Genomic DNA, 16,298 nt, shown 5'->3' with positions numbered 1-16,298 from the left:
TCTAGAAAGTAGATGGTATCTATAGATATTCAGTCAATTGGCTTTATGAATCAAGGGCCTCAGAATCGGTTTGTCGCTTTTGTTTCGAAGGATGCAGGGCATGAACAGACTGAATGGAAAGACCGCGGTGATCACCGGTGGCGCTACCGGCATCGGCCGCGCCGCGGCAAAGCGCTTCATAGAGGAGGGCGCCTTCGTCTTCATCTTCGGCCGCCGGCAGGAAGCACTCGATGCCGCCGTGGCCGACCTCGGGCCCAATGCCCGCGCAGTGAATGGCTCGGTCTCCGATCTGGCCGACCTCGACCGGCTCTACGCGGCGGTGAAGGCCGAGCGCGGAACCCTTGACGTCGTCTTCGCCAATGCCGGGGCGGGAAGCCAGCTGCCACTCGGCAAGATTACCGCCGCGCACATCGACGAAATCTTCGACACCAACGTGAAGGGTTCGATCTTCACGGTCCAGAAGGCGCTGCCTCTGATGGGCCAGGGCGGTTCGATCATCCTGACCGGATCGAGCGCCGGCACCACGGGCGCCCCGGCATTCAGCGCCTACAGCGCGAGCAAGGCGGCCGTGCGCAACCTCGCACGGACCTGGGCAGAGGACCTGAAGGGCACCGGTATCCGGGTGAACGTGCTGTCCCCTGGGCCGACCGCGACCGAACTCGCGAAGGAAGCGCTAGGCGAGGAAGGCATGAAGGTCTTCGCTTCGCTCAATCCGCTCCAGCGTATGGCCGATCCGGCGGAGATCGGGGCGGTGGCCGCCTTTCTTGCGTCGTCGGACAGCAGCTTCATGACCGCCAGCGAGATCGCCGTTGACGGTGGCCTCGCACAACTCTGAGGAAATAAACGAATGACACAATCTCTAAAGGGCAAAACAGCTCTCGTTACCGGGGCATCGCGGGGCATTGGCCGCGCCATCGCCGAACGTCTTGCAAAGGACGGCGCGTTGGTCGCGCTGACCTACAATGCCAGCAAATCCGGCGCAGACGAGGCGGTCGCGGCCATCGAGAAAGCGGGTGGCACCGCGTTCGCGATCCATGCGGATCTCGTCGACCCGGCGACCGTCCCGGCCTTGTTCGAGAGACTTGACGACGAGTTCACCAGGCGCAACGGAAGCAAGGCCCTCGACATTCTGGTCAACAACGCTGGCAATTCCGGCTGGGTTGGCTTCAAGGACGCGACGCCGGAGAGTTGGGACACCCTGATGGCGGTCTACGCCCGCGCGCCCTTCTTCATCATTCAGGCCGCTCTCGATCGTCTCGCCGATGGTGGACGCATCATCAACATTTCTTCCGCTGCCGCAACGAAGCCCGTGACGGCTGCGCCCGTCTACTCGATGGCGAAAGCGGCCATCAACACCCTGACCCATACGCTCGCAATCGAGCTGGGGCCGCGTGGCATCACCGCGAACGCCGTGGCGCCGGGCTACACGCGAACGGATGCGAACGCAGCCTTGCGGGAGAACCCCGAACTCGTCAAGGCGCTCGAGGCCCAAATCGCGCTGGGGCGCTGCGGCGAGCCCTCGGAAATCGCCGCCGTCGTGGCGTTCCTGGCTTCCGATGATGGCCATTGGGTGACTGGCCAGACGATCGAAGCGAGCGGCGGCTACAAGCTCTGATCGCACCGAAAAACCGAAGGAGGAACTCATGAGCTACGCAATCATCGGCTTCGGCAAGATCGGCCAGGCGCTGGCCAGGGCGTTCGCCCGTAACGGTATCGAAGTAGCCGTTGCAACCACGCGCGACCCGAAAAGCTTTGCAGCCGAGGCAGCCGCGATCGGACCCACGATTGTTCCCAAAACCCTGACTGAAGCCGTCAAGGCGGACATCATCTTTCTGGCAGTTCGTTTCGAGTCGCACCCGGAGGTCGCAAAAGCACTGCCCGACTGGACGGGGAAGACCATCGTCGACGCGATGAACACGCAGGCCCCGCTTGAGGAACTGAGCGGTCTCCCGTCCTCTGCTTTCGTCGCGAAGGTGTTCACCGGAGCCAGGCTGGTGAAAGGCTTCAACCATCTGGTCGCGGCCGTCCTTGGTCAGGATCCGGCCGTCCACGGTGGCAGGAGAGTCGTGTTCCTCGCGAGCGACGATGACGGCGCCGCAGCGAAGATTGGCGAGCTTGCGGAAAATCTCGGTTTCGCGCCAATCGAACTTGGCGGGCTTTCGGAAGGTGGACTGCTTGTGCATGCGCGCGGGAAAAGCTGGGGTCGGCTGATCTTCAAGGACTTGATCAAGTTCGACCGATGACAACGGCTTCCGGCGATTTCGCCGAGTCGAATGGCCGATTACCGGTGCGGACTCAACCCGTCGATGCAACGGCCCCGTGATCATGGCCACCAGTCGCATGAACACCGTGATCCCGGTGAACACGCCGGGCACGCCGAAATCCTTCAGCCGCGCCGCGACGCCGACCGCCCGGCGGTAATTCTCGAAACCCGCGGGCGTGTGCTGCACGGGGCCGTCGACGTCGTGACGAATTGCGGCCCATCATCATGTCACCCGCCCGTCACCGGCGGAAAAAAACGCCACCTCGCTATCCTCCCGCACGACGAATCCGCCCGTCACCATCTCGAGATTGACGGCCGCCCGCACGGGCCGGTCCATCCGCAGCGCTTCGGCGCTGCGCGCGTCGCGCGCGGCCAGCGTGCTGCGCAGCGCATCGACGGTAAGTTCGCGCGCATCGATCTCGACGATTTCCTCATCGGTATCGAGTTGCTCGCGAATGCTTGCAAAGTATTTGATTGTCAGTTTCATCGCGATGTCTTGAATGGAATCGGAAAACGCGAAGCGGGCGCGGTCAGCCCCAGCGCCGCATTGCCTGGTCGTCGTGCGCCTTCGCCTCGACCCAGCCGGATTCGCCGTCGTGCCGGATCTCCTTCTTCCAGAACGGTGCGTGGGTCTTCAGGAAGTCCATCAGGAATTCGCATGCATCGAACGCGGACCCGCGATGCGCGGCAGCCACCACGACCAGCACGACCGCCTGGCCGAGCGGAATGCGCCCGACGCGGTGCACGATCCTGACCGCTTCGAGCCGCCAGCGCGCGCTGGCTTCCTCGACGATGCTCCACAGGGCCTGTTCGGTCATCGTCGGATAGTGCTCGACCTCGAGCGCGATGACGTCGTCGACGTCGCCTTCGTTACGCACGACACCGAGGAAATTCACGACCGCGCCGACATTCGGATTGCGAACGATCGGTGCTAGCTCGGCACCCGCGTCGATCGCAGCGTACTGCACGCGCACTTCGAAGCCGGCGGCAATCGCCGGCGGCGGCTCGGTGTTCGGCTCGGTGGCGTCGGCGGAATGGGAATGGCTGGCGGCGCGCAGCGGATCGTCCGGCAGTCCGGCGCGGGATTCGGTGAAGCTCGTCATCACGGTTCTCCTGTAGGCGGTGCGCCCCGTATCGCGCGGCGGCCCGTCAGCCGCCGACGAGCGACATGCGCACGGTCGGATAGGTCTTGCCCGGCGCACGAGCCGGCCGTGCGGCCCGGCGCTCGGAATAGCGGTCGTCGCGCCGCGTCCAGCGATCGCGCACGGCGGCGGCGAGCGTGTCGACCGGCGCCGCGTCGTCGAGCCACGGCCGCAGGTCGGTGCCCTGGGTCGCGAACAGGCACGTATAAAGCTTGCCGTCGGCCGACACGCGTGCGCGCGAGCAGGTGCCGCAGAACGGATGCGACACGCTCGCGATGAAGCCGACCTCGCCGGCGCCGTCGATGTGCGCGCAACGGATCGCGGTCGCGTCGTGCCCAGGTTCGCCGACCAGCACGAGCGGATAGTGCTCGTCGATCAGCTCGCGCATCCGCGCGGCCGGCACGACCTTGTCGCCGGACCAGAAGCTCGCGCCGCCGACGTCCATGTATTCGATGAAGCGCACGGCCACGCCGCTATGCCGGAAGTGACGCACGAGCGGCAGGATCTGGTCGTCGTTCGCGCCGCGTTCGATCACCGCGTTGACCTTGACCGGCGCGAGCCCGGCCGCATGCGCGGCTTCGATGCCGGCCAGCACGCGCGACACGGGCACGTCGGCGTCGCTCATCCGGCGGAACACCGCGTCGTCGAGCGCATCGAGGCTGACGGTCACGCGCGACAGCCCGGCGTCGCGCAGCGCGCGTGCTTTCGCGGCGAGCAGCGAACCGTTGGTCGTCAGCGCGATTTCGACGGGCTTGCCGTCGACGGTCGTCAGTGCCGCGAGCCGTTCGATCAGCGCCTCGAGATTGCGGCGCAACAGCGGCTCGCCGCCGGTGATGCGGATTTTTTCGACGCCGAGCGACGTGAACGCGCGTGCGATCTTTTCCAGTTGCGCGAACGACAGCCGCTCGGACGACGGCATGAATGCATAGCCGGCGCCGAAGCTTTCGCGCGGCATGCAGTAGCCGCAGCGGAAATTGCACTGGTCGATGACGGACAGGCGCAGGTCGCGCAGCGGGCGGCCGAGCGTGTCGGTCGTGCGGGGAAAGGCGCCGGGCGATGCGCCGCCGGAGGATGCGGCGGCGGCCGGCGCGGCGGAAACGATGGCATTCACGATCGGGTCGTCGGCCTGCATGAAGTAAGCGGGTGGGCGTCGCCGATCGGCCGCGCGCGTGCCGACGTATCGGCGCACAGGTCGTGGCGAGCCTCATCGTGAGCATAGTCCGCCGGACTTTTGCGGCAGGGACACAATCGCGCCCGAATTGCAGGAATACAGTTCGCCGTACGGGGTGCGCGGCGAATGCGCGGCATCGGGCGGCTATCCGGCGTCGCGATCATGCGAGCCAATGCGCGAATTCGTAATACGGCACCGCGTCGCCGCGCGCGATGCGCTTCCCGGCCGGCAGCCGCGCGAGCCCGCTCGCCTGCACGAGCGATTGCAGCGTGCCGGCGCCTTGCTGCCGCAGCGTGTCGAGCACGGCCGAGCCGTCGGCGCCGATGGTGCGGCGCACGCGCACGAAGCGCTCGCGCTGCGCATCCGGCTCGAAGTCGATGTCGACCGGCAGCGACGGCACGATCGGCACGCACGCGTCGCGCCCCTGCAGGCAGCGGATCAGCGGCGCGACGAACAGCGCGAATGCCGTCATCGCGGCGCCCGGATTGCCGGGCAGCAGCACGACGGGCCGCGCGTCGAGCCGCGCGAGCGCGACCGGCTTGCCGGGTTTCATGCGCACGCCGCCGACGACGAACGATGCGCCGAGCGCGGCCAGCGCGGGGCGCAGCAGGTCCTTGTCGCCGACCGACGCGCCGCCGACGCAGATCACCAGGTCGCAACACGCGTGCAGGTCGCGCAGCGCACGATCGACGGCGGGCGCCGTATCGGCCGCATGCAGGCTCATCGCAACGCCGGCACCGGTTCCCGATACCAGCGCGGCGAGCATCGGCGCATTGCTGTTGTAGATCTGCTGCGGCGCACGCGGCTGGCCGCACGCGACGAGTTCGTCGCCGGTCGTCAGGATGCCGACGCGCAGCGCCGGGCGCACGCCGATGCGCGCGAAACCTTGCGCGGCGGCCACGCCGACGTGCATCGCGCCCATCCGCACGCCGGCCGGCACGAGCAGGTCGCCGGCACGCACTTCCTCGCCCCGGCGGCGGATGTGCGAGCCGCTGCGCTGCGGCGCGTCGAATGCGACCCAGCCGTCCTGTTCGTGCGCATGCTCCTGCATCACGACGGTGTCGGCGCCGGGCGGAATCAGGCTGCCGGTGAAGATGCGTGCGGCCGTGCGCGCGGCCAGCGACGCGGGCGTGTCGCCCGCATAGCAGCGCTGCGCGACGCGCAGCGGCTCGCCGTGCGCGAGATCCGCGTGACGCACGGCGTAGCCGTCCATCGCACTCTGGTCGGCCGGCGGCTGGTCGAGCACGGCGGTTAACGGTGCGGCCAGCACGTGGCCGGCCGCGTCCGCGACGGGCATGGAAACGACCGCGTCTGGCGGCGCGAACGCGCCGGCGAAATGCTGCTGGGCGGTGTCGAAATCGATCAGTTGTTTCATGACGAGAGAGCCGGATGCGCTTGCGAAAGCGCCGGTTGGTCGGGATGGGCGGCGTCGGGCGACACGTATTCGACGAAGCCGTCGTTGCGGCAGAAGCCGAGCAGCCGCACGCCGGCTTCGCGGGCGACGTCGATTGCCAGCGACGTCGGCGCCGAGATCGTCGCGATCATCGGGATGCCGACCCGAGCGGCCTTGCGCACCAGTTCGTAGCTCGCGCGGCTCGACAGGAACACGAAACCTGCGCGCAAGTCGGCGCGGCGCCGCGCGAGCCGGCCGATCAGCTTGTCGAGTGCGTTGTGGCGGCCGACATCCTCGAACACGTCGAGCACGGCGCCGCCGCGGTCGCACCATGCGGCCGCGTGGATGCCGCCCGTCTCGCGCATCAGCGTCTGGTGGGCCGGCAACGCGCGCGCGGCGCGTGCGATCGCGTCGGCGCCGATGCCTGCGGCCGCGCCGGCGGCATCGATGCGCGGCGGGTGCAGATCGAGCTGCGCGATGCTTTCGATCCCGCATACGCCGCAGCCCGTGCGGCCGGCCAGCGCGCGGCGGTGCGCCTTCAGTGCCATGAACGCCTGCTGCGACACGGTGAGCCGCACTTCGGCGCTGCCGGGCCGGCATTCGCTCTCGATGTCGAACACGTCGGACGCGCGCTCGACGATGCCTTCGCTCAACGCGAAGCCGAGCCCGAACGCGTCGAGGTCGATCGGCGTCGCCATCATGACCGTGTGCGAGATGCCGTTGAACACGAGTGCAACCGGCGTTTCGTCGACGACGCGATCGACGGTGTCGCGCGTTTCGCCGGCACGATGGCGCGTCACATGACACGCGGTGCTGCCGGTCGGATCGTCGCGGCGGGTGCAGGACTCCATGCGTTTTTCTCCAGGCGGATCGGCCGGCGTGCCGGCCGGGCCCGGCGCGTATGCCGGGCGACGGAAATCGATGCTGCCGGGCGGGCGCCGAGGGGCGCACCGTCGCCGCGGGCAGGCGTTGCATCACATGGTAAGGGCGGTGAACAGCGCGCCGCAGGCACAGCGTCGCAACGCGGAAAGCAGTACAGCTTGCGACGCCCGGCGCCGGTTGTGTCTTTTCCGGACACACATCTTTGCCGGGACGGAAAGCACAGTTTCAGGACGCGTTCGCGCGATTGCGAGTATCGTGGCAAACGCGATATCGTCGTTCACGCTTCGATGCCATGCGAGCGATCGTTTGTGTTCGCATGTGTTGTCGCGAAGCCGTCGCGCGATTTCCTGCTTCGGGCGGACGTTTTCACAATCACGAGCAAATTACGGTCATGGAAATCTTCGATGCGTTCCATCTCGCACGATTGCAATTCGCGTTCACGGTGTCGTTCCACATCGTGTTTCCCGCGATCAGCATCGGCATGGCGAGCTTCCTGGCGGTGCTGGAATGGCGTTATCTCGTCACCGGCGACGCCGCCTACAAATCCATGTTCCAGTTCTGGTCGAAGATCTTCGCGATCGGCTTCGGGATGGGGGTGGTGTCCGGCGTCGTGATGGCATACGAGTTCGGCACGAACTGGGCCGGCTTCTCGCGCGTCGCCGGCAACATCACGGGGCCGCTGCTCACGTATGAAGTGCTGACGGCGTTCTTCCTCGAAGCCGGCTTCCTCGGCGTGATGCTGTTCGGCTGGCAGCGCGTGAGCCCGCGCGCGCACTTCTTCGCGACGCTGATGGTCGCGGTCGGCACGCTGATCTCGACGTTCTGGATTCTCGCGTCGAACAGTTTCATGCAGACGCCGCAGGGCTACAAAATCGAGAACGGCCTCGTCGTGCCGGTCGACTGGTTCAAGATCATCTTCAATCCGTCGTTCCCGTACCGTCTCGTGCACATGACGATCGCGGCGTTCATCGTCGCGGGCTTCATCGTCGCCGCGTGCGGCGCGTGGCACCTGCTGAAGGGGCGCCGCGACGAGCCGGTGAAGCGCAGCTTCTCGATGGCGCTGTGGATGCTGCTGCTGCTCGCGCCGATCCAGATCGTCGTCGGCGACGCGCACGGGCTGAACACGCGCGAATATCAGCCGGCGAAGATCGCGGCGATCGAGGGGCTGTGGGAAACCGAGAAGGGCGGCACCGCGCTGAACCTCGTCGGGCTGCCCGACATGCAGGCCGAAACCACACGCTATGCGATCCAGGTGCCGCACCTCGGCAGCCTGATCCTTACGCACAGCTGGGATGGCGAAATCCGCGGGCTGAAGGAATTCCCGCCGCAGGACCGCCCGTATTCGCCGATCGTGTTCTGGACGTTCCGGATCATGGCGGGCCTCGGGATGCTGATGCTGCTGACCGCGCTGCTCGGGCTGCTGCTGAGAAAGGGCGGGCGCCTGTATGAAACGCGCTGGTTCCAGTGGTTCGTGGTGGGCATGGGGCCGTCGGGCATCGTCGCGCTGCTGGCCGGCTGGATCACGACCGAGGTCGGACGGCAGCCGTGGACCGTGTACGGCGTGCTGCGCACCGTCGATTCGGTCGCGCCGCTCAGCGCGCAGCAGGTCGGCGTGTCGCTGCTGATCTTCGTGGTCGTGTATTTCCTGGTGTTCGGAACGGGTATCTATTACATGATGAAACTGATGAAGCGCGGGCCGGCCGCCCAGGCCGGGTACATCGAGCTGCACCGGCATCCGGGGCTGCGCAAGAGCGCGCTGTCCACGCCGCTGAACGTCACCGAAGCGGAGTAACCATGCAAATCGATCTTCCTGTCGTCTGGGCCGCGATCATCGGCCTCGGCGTGTTCATCTACGTGATGCTGGACGGCTTCGATCTCGGCATCGGCCTGCTGTTTCCGTTCTTCGATGCGAAGGCCGAGCGGCAAGTGATGCTCGACACCGTCGCGCCGGTGTGGGACGGCAACGAGACGTTCCTGGTGCTCGGCGGCGCGGGTCTCTACGGCGCGTTCCCGGTCGTGTATTCGACGCTGCTGCCCGCGAATTACCTGCCGCTGGTGCTGATGCTGGTCGGGCTGATCTTCCGCGGCGCGGCGTTCGAACTGCGTGCGAAGGCGACTCGCACGCAACACATGTGGGATCTCGCGTTCATCGGCGGCTCCGCGCTCGCGGCGTTCTGCCAGGGGATCGTGCTCGGTTCGCTGCTGCAGGGCATCAAGATCGAGAACAACCAGTTCGCGGGCGGGCCGTTCGACTGGCTGTCGCCGTTCAGCCTGCTCTGCGGGATCGGCGTGCTCGTCACGTATGCGACGCTCGGCTGCGGCTGGCTGATCCTGAAGGTCGACGGCGAACTGCAGCGCAAGATGCGGCTGCTGATGAAGCCGCTCGCGGGCGTGTTGCTCGCCGTGATGGCCGTCGTCAGCCTGTGGACCGTGATCGGGCTGCCGGCCGTCGCGCACCGCTGGTTCGGCAGCGGCAACCTCGGCTGGTTCCTGCCGGTGCCGGTCCTCGTCGTCGCGTGCGTGTGGGGCATTTTCCACACGGTGAAGCGCCAGCACGAGGCCACGCCGTTCCTGCTGACGCTCGCACTCGTGTTCCTCGGCTACACGGGGCTCGTGATCAGCATCTGGCCGAACATCGTGCCGCCGTCGCTGACGATCTGGGACGCGTCGTCGAGCCATTCGAGCCAGCTGTTCGCACTCGTCGGCACGGTGATCGTGCTGCCGATCATCCTCGTGTACAACGCGATGCAGTACCGCGTGTTTCGCGGCAAGGTGCGCGAGGGCGACATCGGCTATCACTGAGCGGCGCGCGATGTGACGGGGCGCGGCGGGCGTGGGCGTATCATCGCGCGCAGCGCGGCCCCGGCACGTCCCCTGCCCGAAAGCGGCCCGCCACGCGCGGGCCGTTGCACATCGGGTGCGGGCGTTCCGTGTTGCGTATTCCTTTGTCAGTCGAGAAACAATCATGATCGTCAGACCACGACAAAACTGGCTCAGGATGCTGTTCGTCTGGAACGGCTCCGTGCTGCAATCGATCATTCCGCAACTGGTGTTCATGGCGATCGTCAGCACGCTGGCGGTCTTCACGAACGGGCGCATCTTCGGCGAGAAGATTCCGCTCAACACCGCGCCGTTCACGCTGTTCGGGCTCGCGCTCGCGATCTTCCTCGCGTTTCGCAACAACGCGAGCTTCGAGCGCTTCAAGGAGGCGCGGCATCTGTGGGGCAACCTGCTGATCGCGGCGCGCAACGTGACGTCGCAACTGAATCGCTACCTGCTCGACAGCGTCGGCGATGCCGAGCGCAACCGGCTCGCCGATCTGCTGATCGCGTTCACGTATGCGCTGAAGCATCAGCTGCGCCATACCGATCCGACCGAAGACCTGCGGCGCATCCTCGGCGCGGAGCGTGCCGGCGCGCTCGCACGCAAATGCTTCAAGCCGGTCGCGATCCTCGACGAGCTGCGCGGCGGCATTGTCCGCGCGCTGGGCCGCGCGCCCGGCAGCGACGCGACGTGCTGGATGTTCGAGACGCAGCTCGACGAACTGGGCAAGTCGGTGGGTGGTTGCGAGCGCATCCTGTCGACGCCGATCCCGTTCTCGTACAGCGTGCTGCTGCACCGCACGGTGTATGCGTACTGCGTGCTGCTGCCGTTCGGCCTCGTCGATTCGACGGAGTTCTTCACGCCGTTGATCTGCGTGTTCATCTCGTACACGCTGATCGCACTCGAAGCGATCGCGAACGAGGTCGCCGAACCGTTCGGCCTCGCGCCGAATGCGCTCGCGCTCGATGCGATGACGCGCACGATCGAGCGGTCGGTGCTCGAGCTGGGCGATCGGCCGATGCCGGAGGAGTTCGTGCCGGCGTCGACGTATCAGATCACGTAAGCGGGCACGCGCAACGCGTCGGTTATCCGGCTGGCCTACGCGGTGATCGGCGACGATTTCGACGGCTGCCTGCACAAGCGGATCGACGGCGGTTATGCGTTTGTCATTGATTTCGACGAAGAATAGCGGCACGGGCGTTGCCTGTTATCGCTGATGCAGCGTGACCGTACGAACGGCGGTTGCCGATTGCCGCTTCAGGAGGGATTGAAATGCGAATCTACGTGACGAGTATTTTTGTCGACGATCAGGACAAGGCGTTGACGTTCTATACCGACAAGCTCGGCTTCAGGCTGAAGAACAACATCCCGGTGGGCGACTACCGCTGGCTGACCGTCGTGTCGAAGGACCAGCCGGACGGCACCGAGTTGTTGCTCGAGCCGAGCAACCATCGTGCGGTCGGACCTTACAAACAGGCGCTGTATGAAGACGGCATTCCGGCGGCGTCGTTCCAGGTCGACGATCTCGATGGCGAATTCGCGCGGCTTACCGCGCACGGCGTGCGGTTCACGCTGGAGCCGATGGACGCAGGGCCCGTGCGCGTCGCCGTGATCGACGATACGTGCGGGAACCTCATTCAACTGATGCAGATGAAGTAACGCGTTGCGCGGGCCTGATCAGCCGGCCGATCGTTTCCGCTGGCCTCATGGTGTCGCGGGCGGGACGGGAGCGATCGAGGCATGGACCGTTCCCGTAGCAAAGGGTGGCTCGAACCGAAAGGTTGCCCAATGTCGCTAGCAGTGTTCCAGGCCGAGGTATCTCGAAAGCGAGCGCCGGCCATCCGGCAGCGCGCTTTGTGCTGCATCTGCATGGGGGCGCAGCGAAGCGATGTGGTGACCGAAATGCAGCGGACCGGCCGGGCAATCGTAGGTGACGATGGTCGGTACATGTCGGCCATGGTTGTGTAAGCTCATGCTCGTTCAACGGAGCAAACACCATGCAACTTCTCGATCACGTGTCCATCGGCGTTCCGGATATCGAGCAGGCACGCCCCTTCTACGATGCCGTCATGGCCGCGCTCGGTGCATCCAAGGTCTATGACCGGCCCACCGCACTCGGTTATGGCGAACGTTGCAATGCCAACGACATCGCATCGACCTGTCTGGCGGTTTACCTGGATCCCGCCGAAGTCGGGACGAGCAAGCGACACTGGTGCTTCAAGGCCGCTACCCGCGAGCACGTGCATGCGTTTTTCGAGGCCGGCCTGTCTGCGGGCGGCCGGTCCGACGGCGACCCGGGATTGCGGCCGCACTACCATGGCGACTACTACGCAGCCTTCCTGGTCGACCCTGCCGGCAACCGGATCGAGGCTGTATGTCACGCCGCTCCGCCGGCGCACGAACGGGCATGACGGCGCCGATCGGTGGCTGACCGCCTGCGGGGCGGCCTTGCGCCGTCCGGAGCCTGACAAGCCGCTCCGGCTTTCCGCCGCGCATCGTCCTCGCACCGCGTTTGCCGCCTGCGCCGCTCAATCGAAATACGTGAGCCCCAGCGCGCCCTTCACCTCCGCGAGCGTCGCACCCGCGACTTCCCGCGCGTGCAACGTGCCGCGCTTCAGGATCGCCATTACCTCGGCCTTGTCGGCCTCGAACTCGCGGCGGCGCGTGCGGATCGGCTCGATCAGTGCCTGCAGCCGCTCGTTCAGCACGCGCTTGACGACGCTGTCGCCGAGCCCGCCGCGCCGATAGTGCGCCTTCAGCTCATCGACCGTCTGCACATCCGGCTCGAACGCGTCGAGGAACGTGAACACGACGTTGCCCTCGACCTGGCCGGGGTCGCTCACGCGCAGGTGGTTCGGATCTGTATACATGTCCTTCACGGCCTGCGCGATCTCGTCCGGCGTCGCGCCGAGCGTGATTGCATTGCCGAGCGACTTGCTCATCTTCGCCTTGCCGTCGATGCCCGGCAGCCGTGTGACCGACGACAGCACGGCCTCGCATTCGACCAGCACCGGCTGCTCGACGGTCGCGTTGAAGCGGCGCACGAGTTCGTTGGTCTGTTCGATCATCGGCAATTGATCGTCGCCGACAGGTACGTGCGTCGCCTTGAACGCAGTGATGTCGGCGGCCTGGCTCACCGGGTAGGTCAGGAAGCCGGCCGGGATGTCGCGCTCGAAGCCGCGCAGGCGGATCTCTTCCTTGATGGTCGGATTGCGTTCGAGGCGCGCGACCGTGACGAGGTTGAGCAGGTATTGCGACAGCTCGGCGAGCTCGGGCACCTGCGACTGCACGACGATCGTCGAGATCGCCGGATCGATGCCGACGGCGAGATAGTCGAGCGCGACCTCGATCACGTTCTCGGTGACGCGCTGGCGGCGGCCCATGTTGTCGGTCAGCGCCTGCGTATCGGCGAGCAGCAGGAATTGCCGCGCCTCGTGCTGCATCTGCACGCGCGCGCGCAGCGAGCCGATGTAGTGGCCGAGATGCAGCGGGCCGGTGGTGCGGTCGCCGGTGAGGATGGTCGGGCGGTTCGGGTGGCTCATGGTGGTCGTTGGCTCCGGATTGTCGAAGCAGCCAGCCATGATGTCGGCGCTGAAACGCAAATGCCGCCATGGCTGGCGGCATCACGTTTGGGACATGCAAAAGGAAACGGGCCGCCTGGGTCAGGCGCGCCACCAGCAATGCAGGTTCGGCAGGGCAGGTTTGGTTTCCATCGCGAAAGTATAACGCAGCGCGGGGACTGCCATGCGCGTCAGCGCAACACCGATTCCATCGCGAGGTACGCGGTTTCGGCGGACGGCCACAGCAGGTACAGCAGGCCGGCCATCAGCAGCAGCGCGCCCGCGCGCACCAGCGGCGTGCGGTCTTTGTCGCGCGGGGAGGGGATGGGCGGATTCGGTTTCTTCATGCTTGCAGGCGCGCGATGCGCCACTCCAACGGTTACTGCAACGGGTCGAGCGGGGCGACGCCGGGGTGTTGCGGGGTTCAACGGGGCTGGGGCGCGGTTGGCGCACCGAGTCGCCTGGGCGCGACTGCGGAGTTGACCGGTCGCGGGGCATTAAAAAAGGGACGGTTGAACGTCCTGTGGCTGCCGTCCATGCCGAGGCGACGGGCATCCTACCAGTTCGCCAGTCCGGCCACAGGCAAGAATTGTCGGGGATGGGCGCGGCCGTCGGCTCGCTGCCCATCTGCTCGAAAAGCGCGTAGCCCGGCGTCGCCGCGCAACATCGACAGCAGCTTCTGCCGTGCGTCGGCCAGTGACACACTCTTCGGCGCGGTCTTCAGCGCACACTCGGGCATCTTCTGGATGCGGCGTTCAAGCTCGTCGAGCGAAAGTGGCTGCGTGCTGCCGCCGCTTCCCGCTCGCCTTCGGCGCGCAGCGTGAGCGCGCCGGCCGATTCGCGTCCGAAGTATGCGAGCAGGCCCCAGGCGTCGCCTGCGTCGCCTTTCACCTCTCGCGCGAGCGACATGCGCCCCCCTTCCTCGGGCAGCAGATTGTCGAAGAACCGCTGGACCGGGCGATCGGTCGACATATCGATGCACGCTTCCACGCGCAGCCCGAACGTCGGCGACATCCGGTACCGACACACGCAGCCGGCGCGAGCCGGCGACTGACTTCACAGACCCGTCGCACGGTTCGTCCCTGCAGCAGTCCTGCCGAAATTTCCGGCAAGGCCGTCGCGCATCCATTTCCCGGAGAACACCATGCGATATCCATTGCAGCACGTCGACCAAGGCGCGTCGGCGCTGCGTCCATCCGAACCCGAACCGCACGCACCGGCGCCGCGGGCGGACATCGAGGAGGTGTGAGCCATGAGCAGCGAAGCACTCGACCCCCTGCTGAGGCAGTTCGCAGAGAAGCGCTTGGGACGGCCCCTCGATCCGGGCGAAGAACAGGCGCTGCTGGAGCGGCTGCCGGGCAGGCACGGGAACCAGCCGGCGCCGGCCGCCGGCACGGCCAAGCAGGCGAGCGCCGCGAACCCGCCATTGCCGCGGTTGAAAACCCGGCAGGAGGCGCGCGAGCAGGTCAAGCATTTTCTGCAGCTCAACCAGCAGAAAGCGTACGAGAAGATGCGCGGCATCCTGCAGACGATCGACGCGCAGAACGAGACGACCCTCGGCATGCTGGCGTCGGAGCAACAGAAAGTGTCCGGCGTACTCGACGCGCACGAGCCGCCGGGCGATGCGCAGGCATCCGGCGCGGCGGACATCCAGGACAGCACCCGCCAGGCGCTTGCGATGATCGGCGAACAGCTGACGGGCCTCATCCGGCAGGAAATCGACGCCTGCTTCCGGCAATACGTCGATTCGCTCGCCGACCGGCTCGCCGTACGGCTCGACGCGATAGACGGCCGGCTGCAAAGCGTCGGCGCCGGTCCGACCGAACGGTCCGAACCGACCGCGCCGGGTGCTGCCGCCACCGCCGCCGTTCACGATACCGCCGGCCCAGCGTCCATGGAGTAGCACGCGGGTCATGCGGCGAAGTCGAGCGGCTGGACGCGAAACCGGCCGGCCCCGATGTGCGATCTCTCAACTACGTGAATCAAGGAGCAAAAAATGAGTGATAAGTGTCAAGTGTGCCAGGTCAATCCTGCGATTACCGATGCCGTCACGCAGGTCAACGTCAAGGTGGTCGCCGAGGCGCCGGCAATGGCGATGGGCTCGCTGTACCAGGCCCAGAGCCATTCGCTCAGCATCCTGTTCGAGAACGCGGTGCAGCAGCAGTCGCAGGCCGCGATCCAGTCGCAGACGTCGACGAACGTGGGGACGATGCAGCTCTACACGATCGGGCCGGAAAGCGCGGGTGCGGCCGCCACGGAAATCGGCTCGAACGGGATCATCTCCCTGCTGGCCGACGTGATCGCGATTGGCAAGGCGGTGACCCCCTAAGGGGTCAACGCCGTAGTCGAGCGGCGGCGCAAGCGGCACGAGCCGCCCATGCCGCCGCCGTGCCGCGGATCCGCAGCACGGCCGCCGGCACCTGAACAGCGGTGCCGCGCGGTGTTCCGGAGCAACCGACAGAACGGGCCGAGCCAATTCGATGCGGCGCCCGTTCGCAAACCAGGAGAAATACGATGGCAAATGACGCAAACGCGAACGCCGACGATCCGACGGTCTCGAATGACACGAAGGATCCGAATGACCCCCACAACTGCAAGACATGCGCGGTCAATGCAGCGATCACCGACGCGGTCACGCAGACCAACGTCAAGGTGGTGGGCGAAGCACCCGCAATGGCGACGGGCTCGCTGTACCAGGCCCAGAGCCATTCGCTCAGCGTGCTGTTCGAGAACGCCGTGCAGCAGCAGTCGCAGGCCGCGGTCCAGCTGCCGACCTCGACGAACGTGGGCACGATGCAGCTCTACACGCTCGGGCCGGCGAGCGCCGGCGCCGCCGCGACGGAAATCGGCTCGAACGGCGTGATTTCCGTGCTGGCTGACGTGCTCGCGCTCGGCAAGGCGCTTGTCTGACGCGTAACCGGCGTCGACGCCGGGCGGCGGCCTCGATCCAGGTGGCTGCCGCCCGGCGCCCGGCGACGTGTCGACGCCCGCGACGGCGAGCGAGCGCGCCGCATCGACGGCACCGTGCGGCGCGGCGTCGCCGACCAACCCACTCATGCTTTCG

The 16,298-nt window shown here is 66.5% G+C and carries 17 protein-coding genes and 2 pseudogenes; 11 read left to right on the top strand and 8 right to left on the bottom strand.

Going from position 1 to position 16,298, the window contains the following annotated elements:
* The first annotated feature begins 100 nt into the window (after positions 1 to 100).
* Genes FPJ27_RS03085 through FPJ27_RS03075 form a run of 3 tightly spaced genes read left to right on the top strand, consistent with a single transcriptional unit; the run spans position 101 to position 2,243 of the window.
* A complete protein-coding gene (locus FPJ27_RS03085; RefSeq protein ID WP_204420805.1) occupies positions 101 to 835 on the top strand; it encodes an SDR family oxidoreductase in 735 nt (244 codons plus the stop codon).
* 12 nt (positions 836 to 847) lie between these two features.
* Positions 848 to 1,615 (top strand): SDR family oxidoreductase, encoded by a 768-nt coding sequence (locus FPJ27_RS03080; protein ID WP_204420804.1) that lies wholly within the window; start codon positions 848 to 850, stop codon positions 1,613 to 1,615.
* A 28-nt stretch (positions 1,616 to 1,643) separates the two neighbouring features.
* A complete protein-coding gene (locus FPJ27_RS03075) occupies positions 1,644 to 2,243 on the top strand; it encodes an NADPH-dependent F420 reductase (RefSeq protein ID WP_072437795.1) in 600 nt (199 codons plus the stop codon).
* Positions 2,244 to 2,491: 248 nt separating this feature from the next.
* Here FPJ27_RS03075 and moaD read toward each other — a convergent pair.
* The 5 genes and pseudogenes from moaD to fdhD form a co-directional block, all read right to left on the bottom strand.
* A pseudogene (moaD, locus tag FPJ27_RS03070) lies at positions 2,492 to 2,750 on the bottom strand (molybdopterin converting factor subunit 1).
* Between the two features lie 43 nt (positions 2,751 to 2,793).
* The gene (locus FPJ27_RS03065; protein ID WP_072437796.1) at positions 2,794 to 3,366 is read right to left on the bottom strand and encodes a molybdenum cofactor biosynthesis protein MoaE; all 573 of its coding nucleotides are present in this window, start codon (positions 3,364 to 3,366) and stop codon (positions 2,794 to 2,796) included.
* 46 nt (positions 3,367 to 3,412) lie between these two features.
* On the bottom strand, positions 3,413 to 4,537 hold the full coding sequence (gene moaA, locus FPJ27_RS03060) for a GTP 3',8-cyclase MoaA (RefSeq protein WP_175961805.1): 1,125 nt from the start codon (positions 4,535 to 4,537) through the stop codon (positions 3,413 to 3,415).
* A 199-nt stretch (positions 4,538 to 4,736) separates the two neighbouring features.
* Positions 4,737 to 5,951 carry a gephyrin-like molybdotransferase Glp gene (gene glp / locus FPJ27_RS03055; protein ID WP_204420803.1) on the bottom strand — a complete coding sequence of 405 codons (1,215 nt, stop codon included), beginning with the start codon at positions 5,949 to 5,951 and terminating at the stop codon, positions 4,737 to 4,739.
* Entirely contained in the window at positions 5,948 to 6,820 is an 873-nt protein-coding gene (gene fdhD, locus FPJ27_RS03050; protein WP_204420802.1) for a formate dehydrogenase accessory sulfurtransferase FdhD, read from the bottom strand. Before fdhD ends, glp begins: the two co-directional genes overlap by 4 nt.
* A gap of 422 nt (positions 6,821 to 7,242) precedes the next feature.
* Here fdhD and FPJ27_RS03045 point away from each other — a divergent pair, with 422 nt between their 5' ends.
* The 5 genes from FPJ27_RS03045 to FPJ27_RS03025 all read left to right on the top strand — a co-directional run bounded on the left by FPJ27_RS03045 (position 7,243) and on the right by FPJ27_RS03025 (position 12,085).
* On the top strand, positions 7,243 to 8,643 hold the full coding sequence (locus FPJ27_RS03045) for a cytochrome ubiquinol oxidase subunit I (RefSeq protein WP_072437800.1): 1,401 nt from the start codon (positions 7,243 to 7,245) through the stop codon (positions 8,641 to 8,643).
* A 2-nt stretch (positions 8,644 to 8,645) separates the two neighbouring features.
* Positions 8,646 to 9,653, top strand: coding sequence for a cytochrome d ubiquinol oxidase subunit II (gene cydB / locus FPJ27_RS03040; RefSeq protein WP_131947247.1), 1,008 nt, complete (start codon positions 8,646 to 8,648; stop codon positions 9,651 to 9,653).
* 163 nt (positions 9,654 to 9,816) lie between these two features.
* On the top strand, positions 9,817 to 10,737 hold the full coding sequence (locus FPJ27_RS03035; RefSeq protein ID WP_204420801.1) for a bestrophin family protein: 921 nt from the start codon (positions 9,817 to 9,819) through the stop codon (positions 10,735 to 10,737).
* A gap of 209 nt (positions 10,738 to 10,946) precedes the next feature.
* Complete coding sequence (locus FPJ27_RS03030) at positions 10,947 to 11,333, top strand: VOC family protein (RefSeq protein ID WP_204420800.1); 387 nt, start codon at positions 10,947 to 10,949, stop codon at positions 11,331 to 11,333.
* Positions 11,334 to 11,671: 338 nt separating this feature from the next.
* Complete coding sequence (locus FPJ27_RS03025) at positions 11,672 to 12,085, top strand: VOC family protein (protein WP_204420799.1); 414 nt, start codon at positions 11,672 to 11,674, stop codon at positions 12,083 to 12,085.
* 117 nt (positions 12,086 to 12,202) lie between these two features.
* Here the strand turns inward: FPJ27_RS03025 and trpS are convergent, their stop codons facing one another.
* The 3 genes and pseudogenes from trpS to FPJ27_RS03010 all read right to left on the bottom strand — a co-directional run.
* On the bottom strand, positions 12,203 to 13,216 hold the full coding sequence (trpS, locus tag FPJ27_RS03020) for a tryptophan--tRNA ligase (protein WP_204420798.1): 1,014 nt from the start codon (positions 13,214 to 13,216) through the stop codon (positions 12,203 to 12,205).
* A 209-nt stretch (positions 13,217 to 13,425) separates the two neighbouring features.
* Complete coding sequence (locus FPJ27_RS03015) at positions 13,426 to 13,581, bottom strand: hypothetical protein (protein WP_175961797.1); 156 nt, start codon at positions 13,579 to 13,581, stop codon at positions 13,426 to 13,428.
* Between the two features lie 262 nt (positions 13,582 to 13,843).
* A pseudogene (locus FPJ27_RS03010) lies at positions 13,844 to 14,254 on the bottom strand (HipA N-terminal domain-containing protein); the annotation flags it as partial.
* Positions 14,255 to 14,486: 232 nt separating this feature from the next.
* Here FPJ27_RS03010 and FPJ27_RS03005 point away from each other — a divergent pair.
* The 3 genes from FPJ27_RS03005 (at position 14,487) to FPJ27_RS02995 (ending at position 16,144) form a co-directional block, all read left to right on the top strand.
* Positions 14,487 to 15,137 carry a hypothetical protein gene (locus tag FPJ27_RS03005; RefSeq protein WP_204420797.1) on the top strand — a complete coding sequence of 217 codons (651 nt, stop codon included), beginning with the start codon at positions 14,487 to 14,489 and terminating at the stop codon, positions 15,135 to 15,137.
* Positions 15,138 to 15,230: 93 nt separating this feature from the next.
* Positions 15,231 to 15,563 (top strand): RebB family R body protein, encoded by a 333-nt coding sequence (locus FPJ27_RS03000; RefSeq protein ID WP_072437807.1) that lies wholly within the window; start codon positions 15,231 to 15,233, stop codon positions 15,561 to 15,563.
* 185 nt (positions 15,564 to 15,748) lie between these two features.
* A complete protein-coding gene (locus FPJ27_RS02995; protein ID WP_239483131.1) occupies positions 15,749 to 16,144 on the top strand; it encodes a RebB family R body protein in 396 nt (131 codons plus the stop codon).
* The last annotated feature ends 154 nt before the right edge of the window (positions 16,145 to 16,298 follow it).

Origin of the sequence: Burkholderia sp. MS455, assembly GCF_016899445.1 — a bacterium.
In the GTDB taxonomy this organism is placed as follows: Bacteria; Pseudomonadota; Gammaproteobacteria; order Burkholderiales; family Burkholderiaceae; genus Burkholderia; species Burkholderia pyrrocinia_C.
The sequence above is the reverse complement of the archived record's forward strand: the minus strand, read 5'-3'. Positions and strand labels throughout refer to the sequence as shown.

Excerpts from the sequence above, each read along its gene's own strand:
- FPJ27_RS03025 (WP_204420799.1), top strand. The coding sequence starts at position 11,672 with ATGCAACTTCTCGATCACGTGTCCATCGGCGTTCCGGATATCGAGCAG.
- fdhD (WP_204420802.1), bottom strand. The coding sequence starts at position 6,820 with ATGGAGTCCTGCACCCGCCGCGACGATCCGACCGGCAGCACCGCGTGT.
- FPJ27_RS03085 (WP_204420805.1), top strand. The coding sequence starts at position 101 with ATGAACAGACTGAATGGAAAGACCGCGGTGATCACCGGTGGCGCTACC.
- trpS (WP_204420798.1), bottom strand. The coding sequence starts at position 13,216 with ATGAGCCACCCGAACCGCCCGACCATCCTCACCGGCGACCGCACCACC.
- FPJ27_RS03075 (WP_072437795.1), top strand. The coding sequence starts at position 1,644 with ATGAGCTACGCAATCATCGGCTTCGGCAAGATCGGCCAGGCGCTGGCC.
- cydB (WP_131947247.1), top strand. The coding sequence starts at position 8,646 with ATGCAAATCGATCTTCCTGTCGTCTGGGCCGCGATCATCGGCCTCGGC.
- FPJ27_RS03065 (WP_072437796.1), bottom strand. The coding sequence starts at position 3,366 with ATGACGAGCTTCACCGAATCCCGCGCCGGACTGCCGGACGATCCGCTG.
- FPJ27_RS02995 (WP_239483131.1), top strand. The coding sequence starts at position 15,749 with ATGGCAAATGACGCAAACGCGAACGCCGACGATCCGACGGTCTCGAAT.
- FPJ27_RS03080 (WP_204420804.1), top strand. The coding sequence starts at position 848 with ATGACACAATCTCTAAAGGGCAAAACAGCTCTCGTTACCGGGGCATCG.
- moaA (WP_175961805.1), bottom strand. The coding sequence starts at position 4,537 with ATGCAGGCCGACGACCCGATCGTGAATGCCATCGTTTCCGCCGCGCCG.
- FPJ27_RS03005 (WP_204420797.1), top strand. The coding sequence starts at position 14,487 with ATGAGCAGCGAAGCACTCGACCCCCTGCTGAGGCAGTTCGCAGAGAAG.
- FPJ27_RS03035 (WP_204420801.1), top strand. The coding sequence starts at position 9,817 with ATGATCGTCAGACCACGACAAAACTGGCTCAGGATGCTGTTCGTCTGG.
- FPJ27_RS03000 (WP_072437807.1), top strand. The coding sequence starts at position 15,231 with ATGAGTGATAAGTGTCAAGTGTGCCAGGTCAATCCTGCGATTACCGAT.
- FPJ27_RS03015 (WP_175961797.1), bottom strand. The coding sequence starts at position 13,581 with ATGAAGAAACCGAATCCGCCCATCCCCTCCCCGCGCGACAAAGACCGC.
- FPJ27_RS03030 (WP_204420800.1), top strand. The coding sequence starts at position 10,947 with ATGCGAATCTACGTGACGAGTATTTTTGTCGACGATCAGGACAAGGCG.
- FPJ27_RS03045 (WP_072437800.1), top strand. The coding sequence starts at position 7,243 with ATGGAAATCTTCGATGCGTTCCATCTCGCACGATTGCAATTCGCGTTC.
- glp (WP_204420803.1), bottom strand. The coding sequence starts at position 5,951 with ATGAAACAACTGATCGATTTCGACACCGCCCAGCAGCATTTCGCCGGC.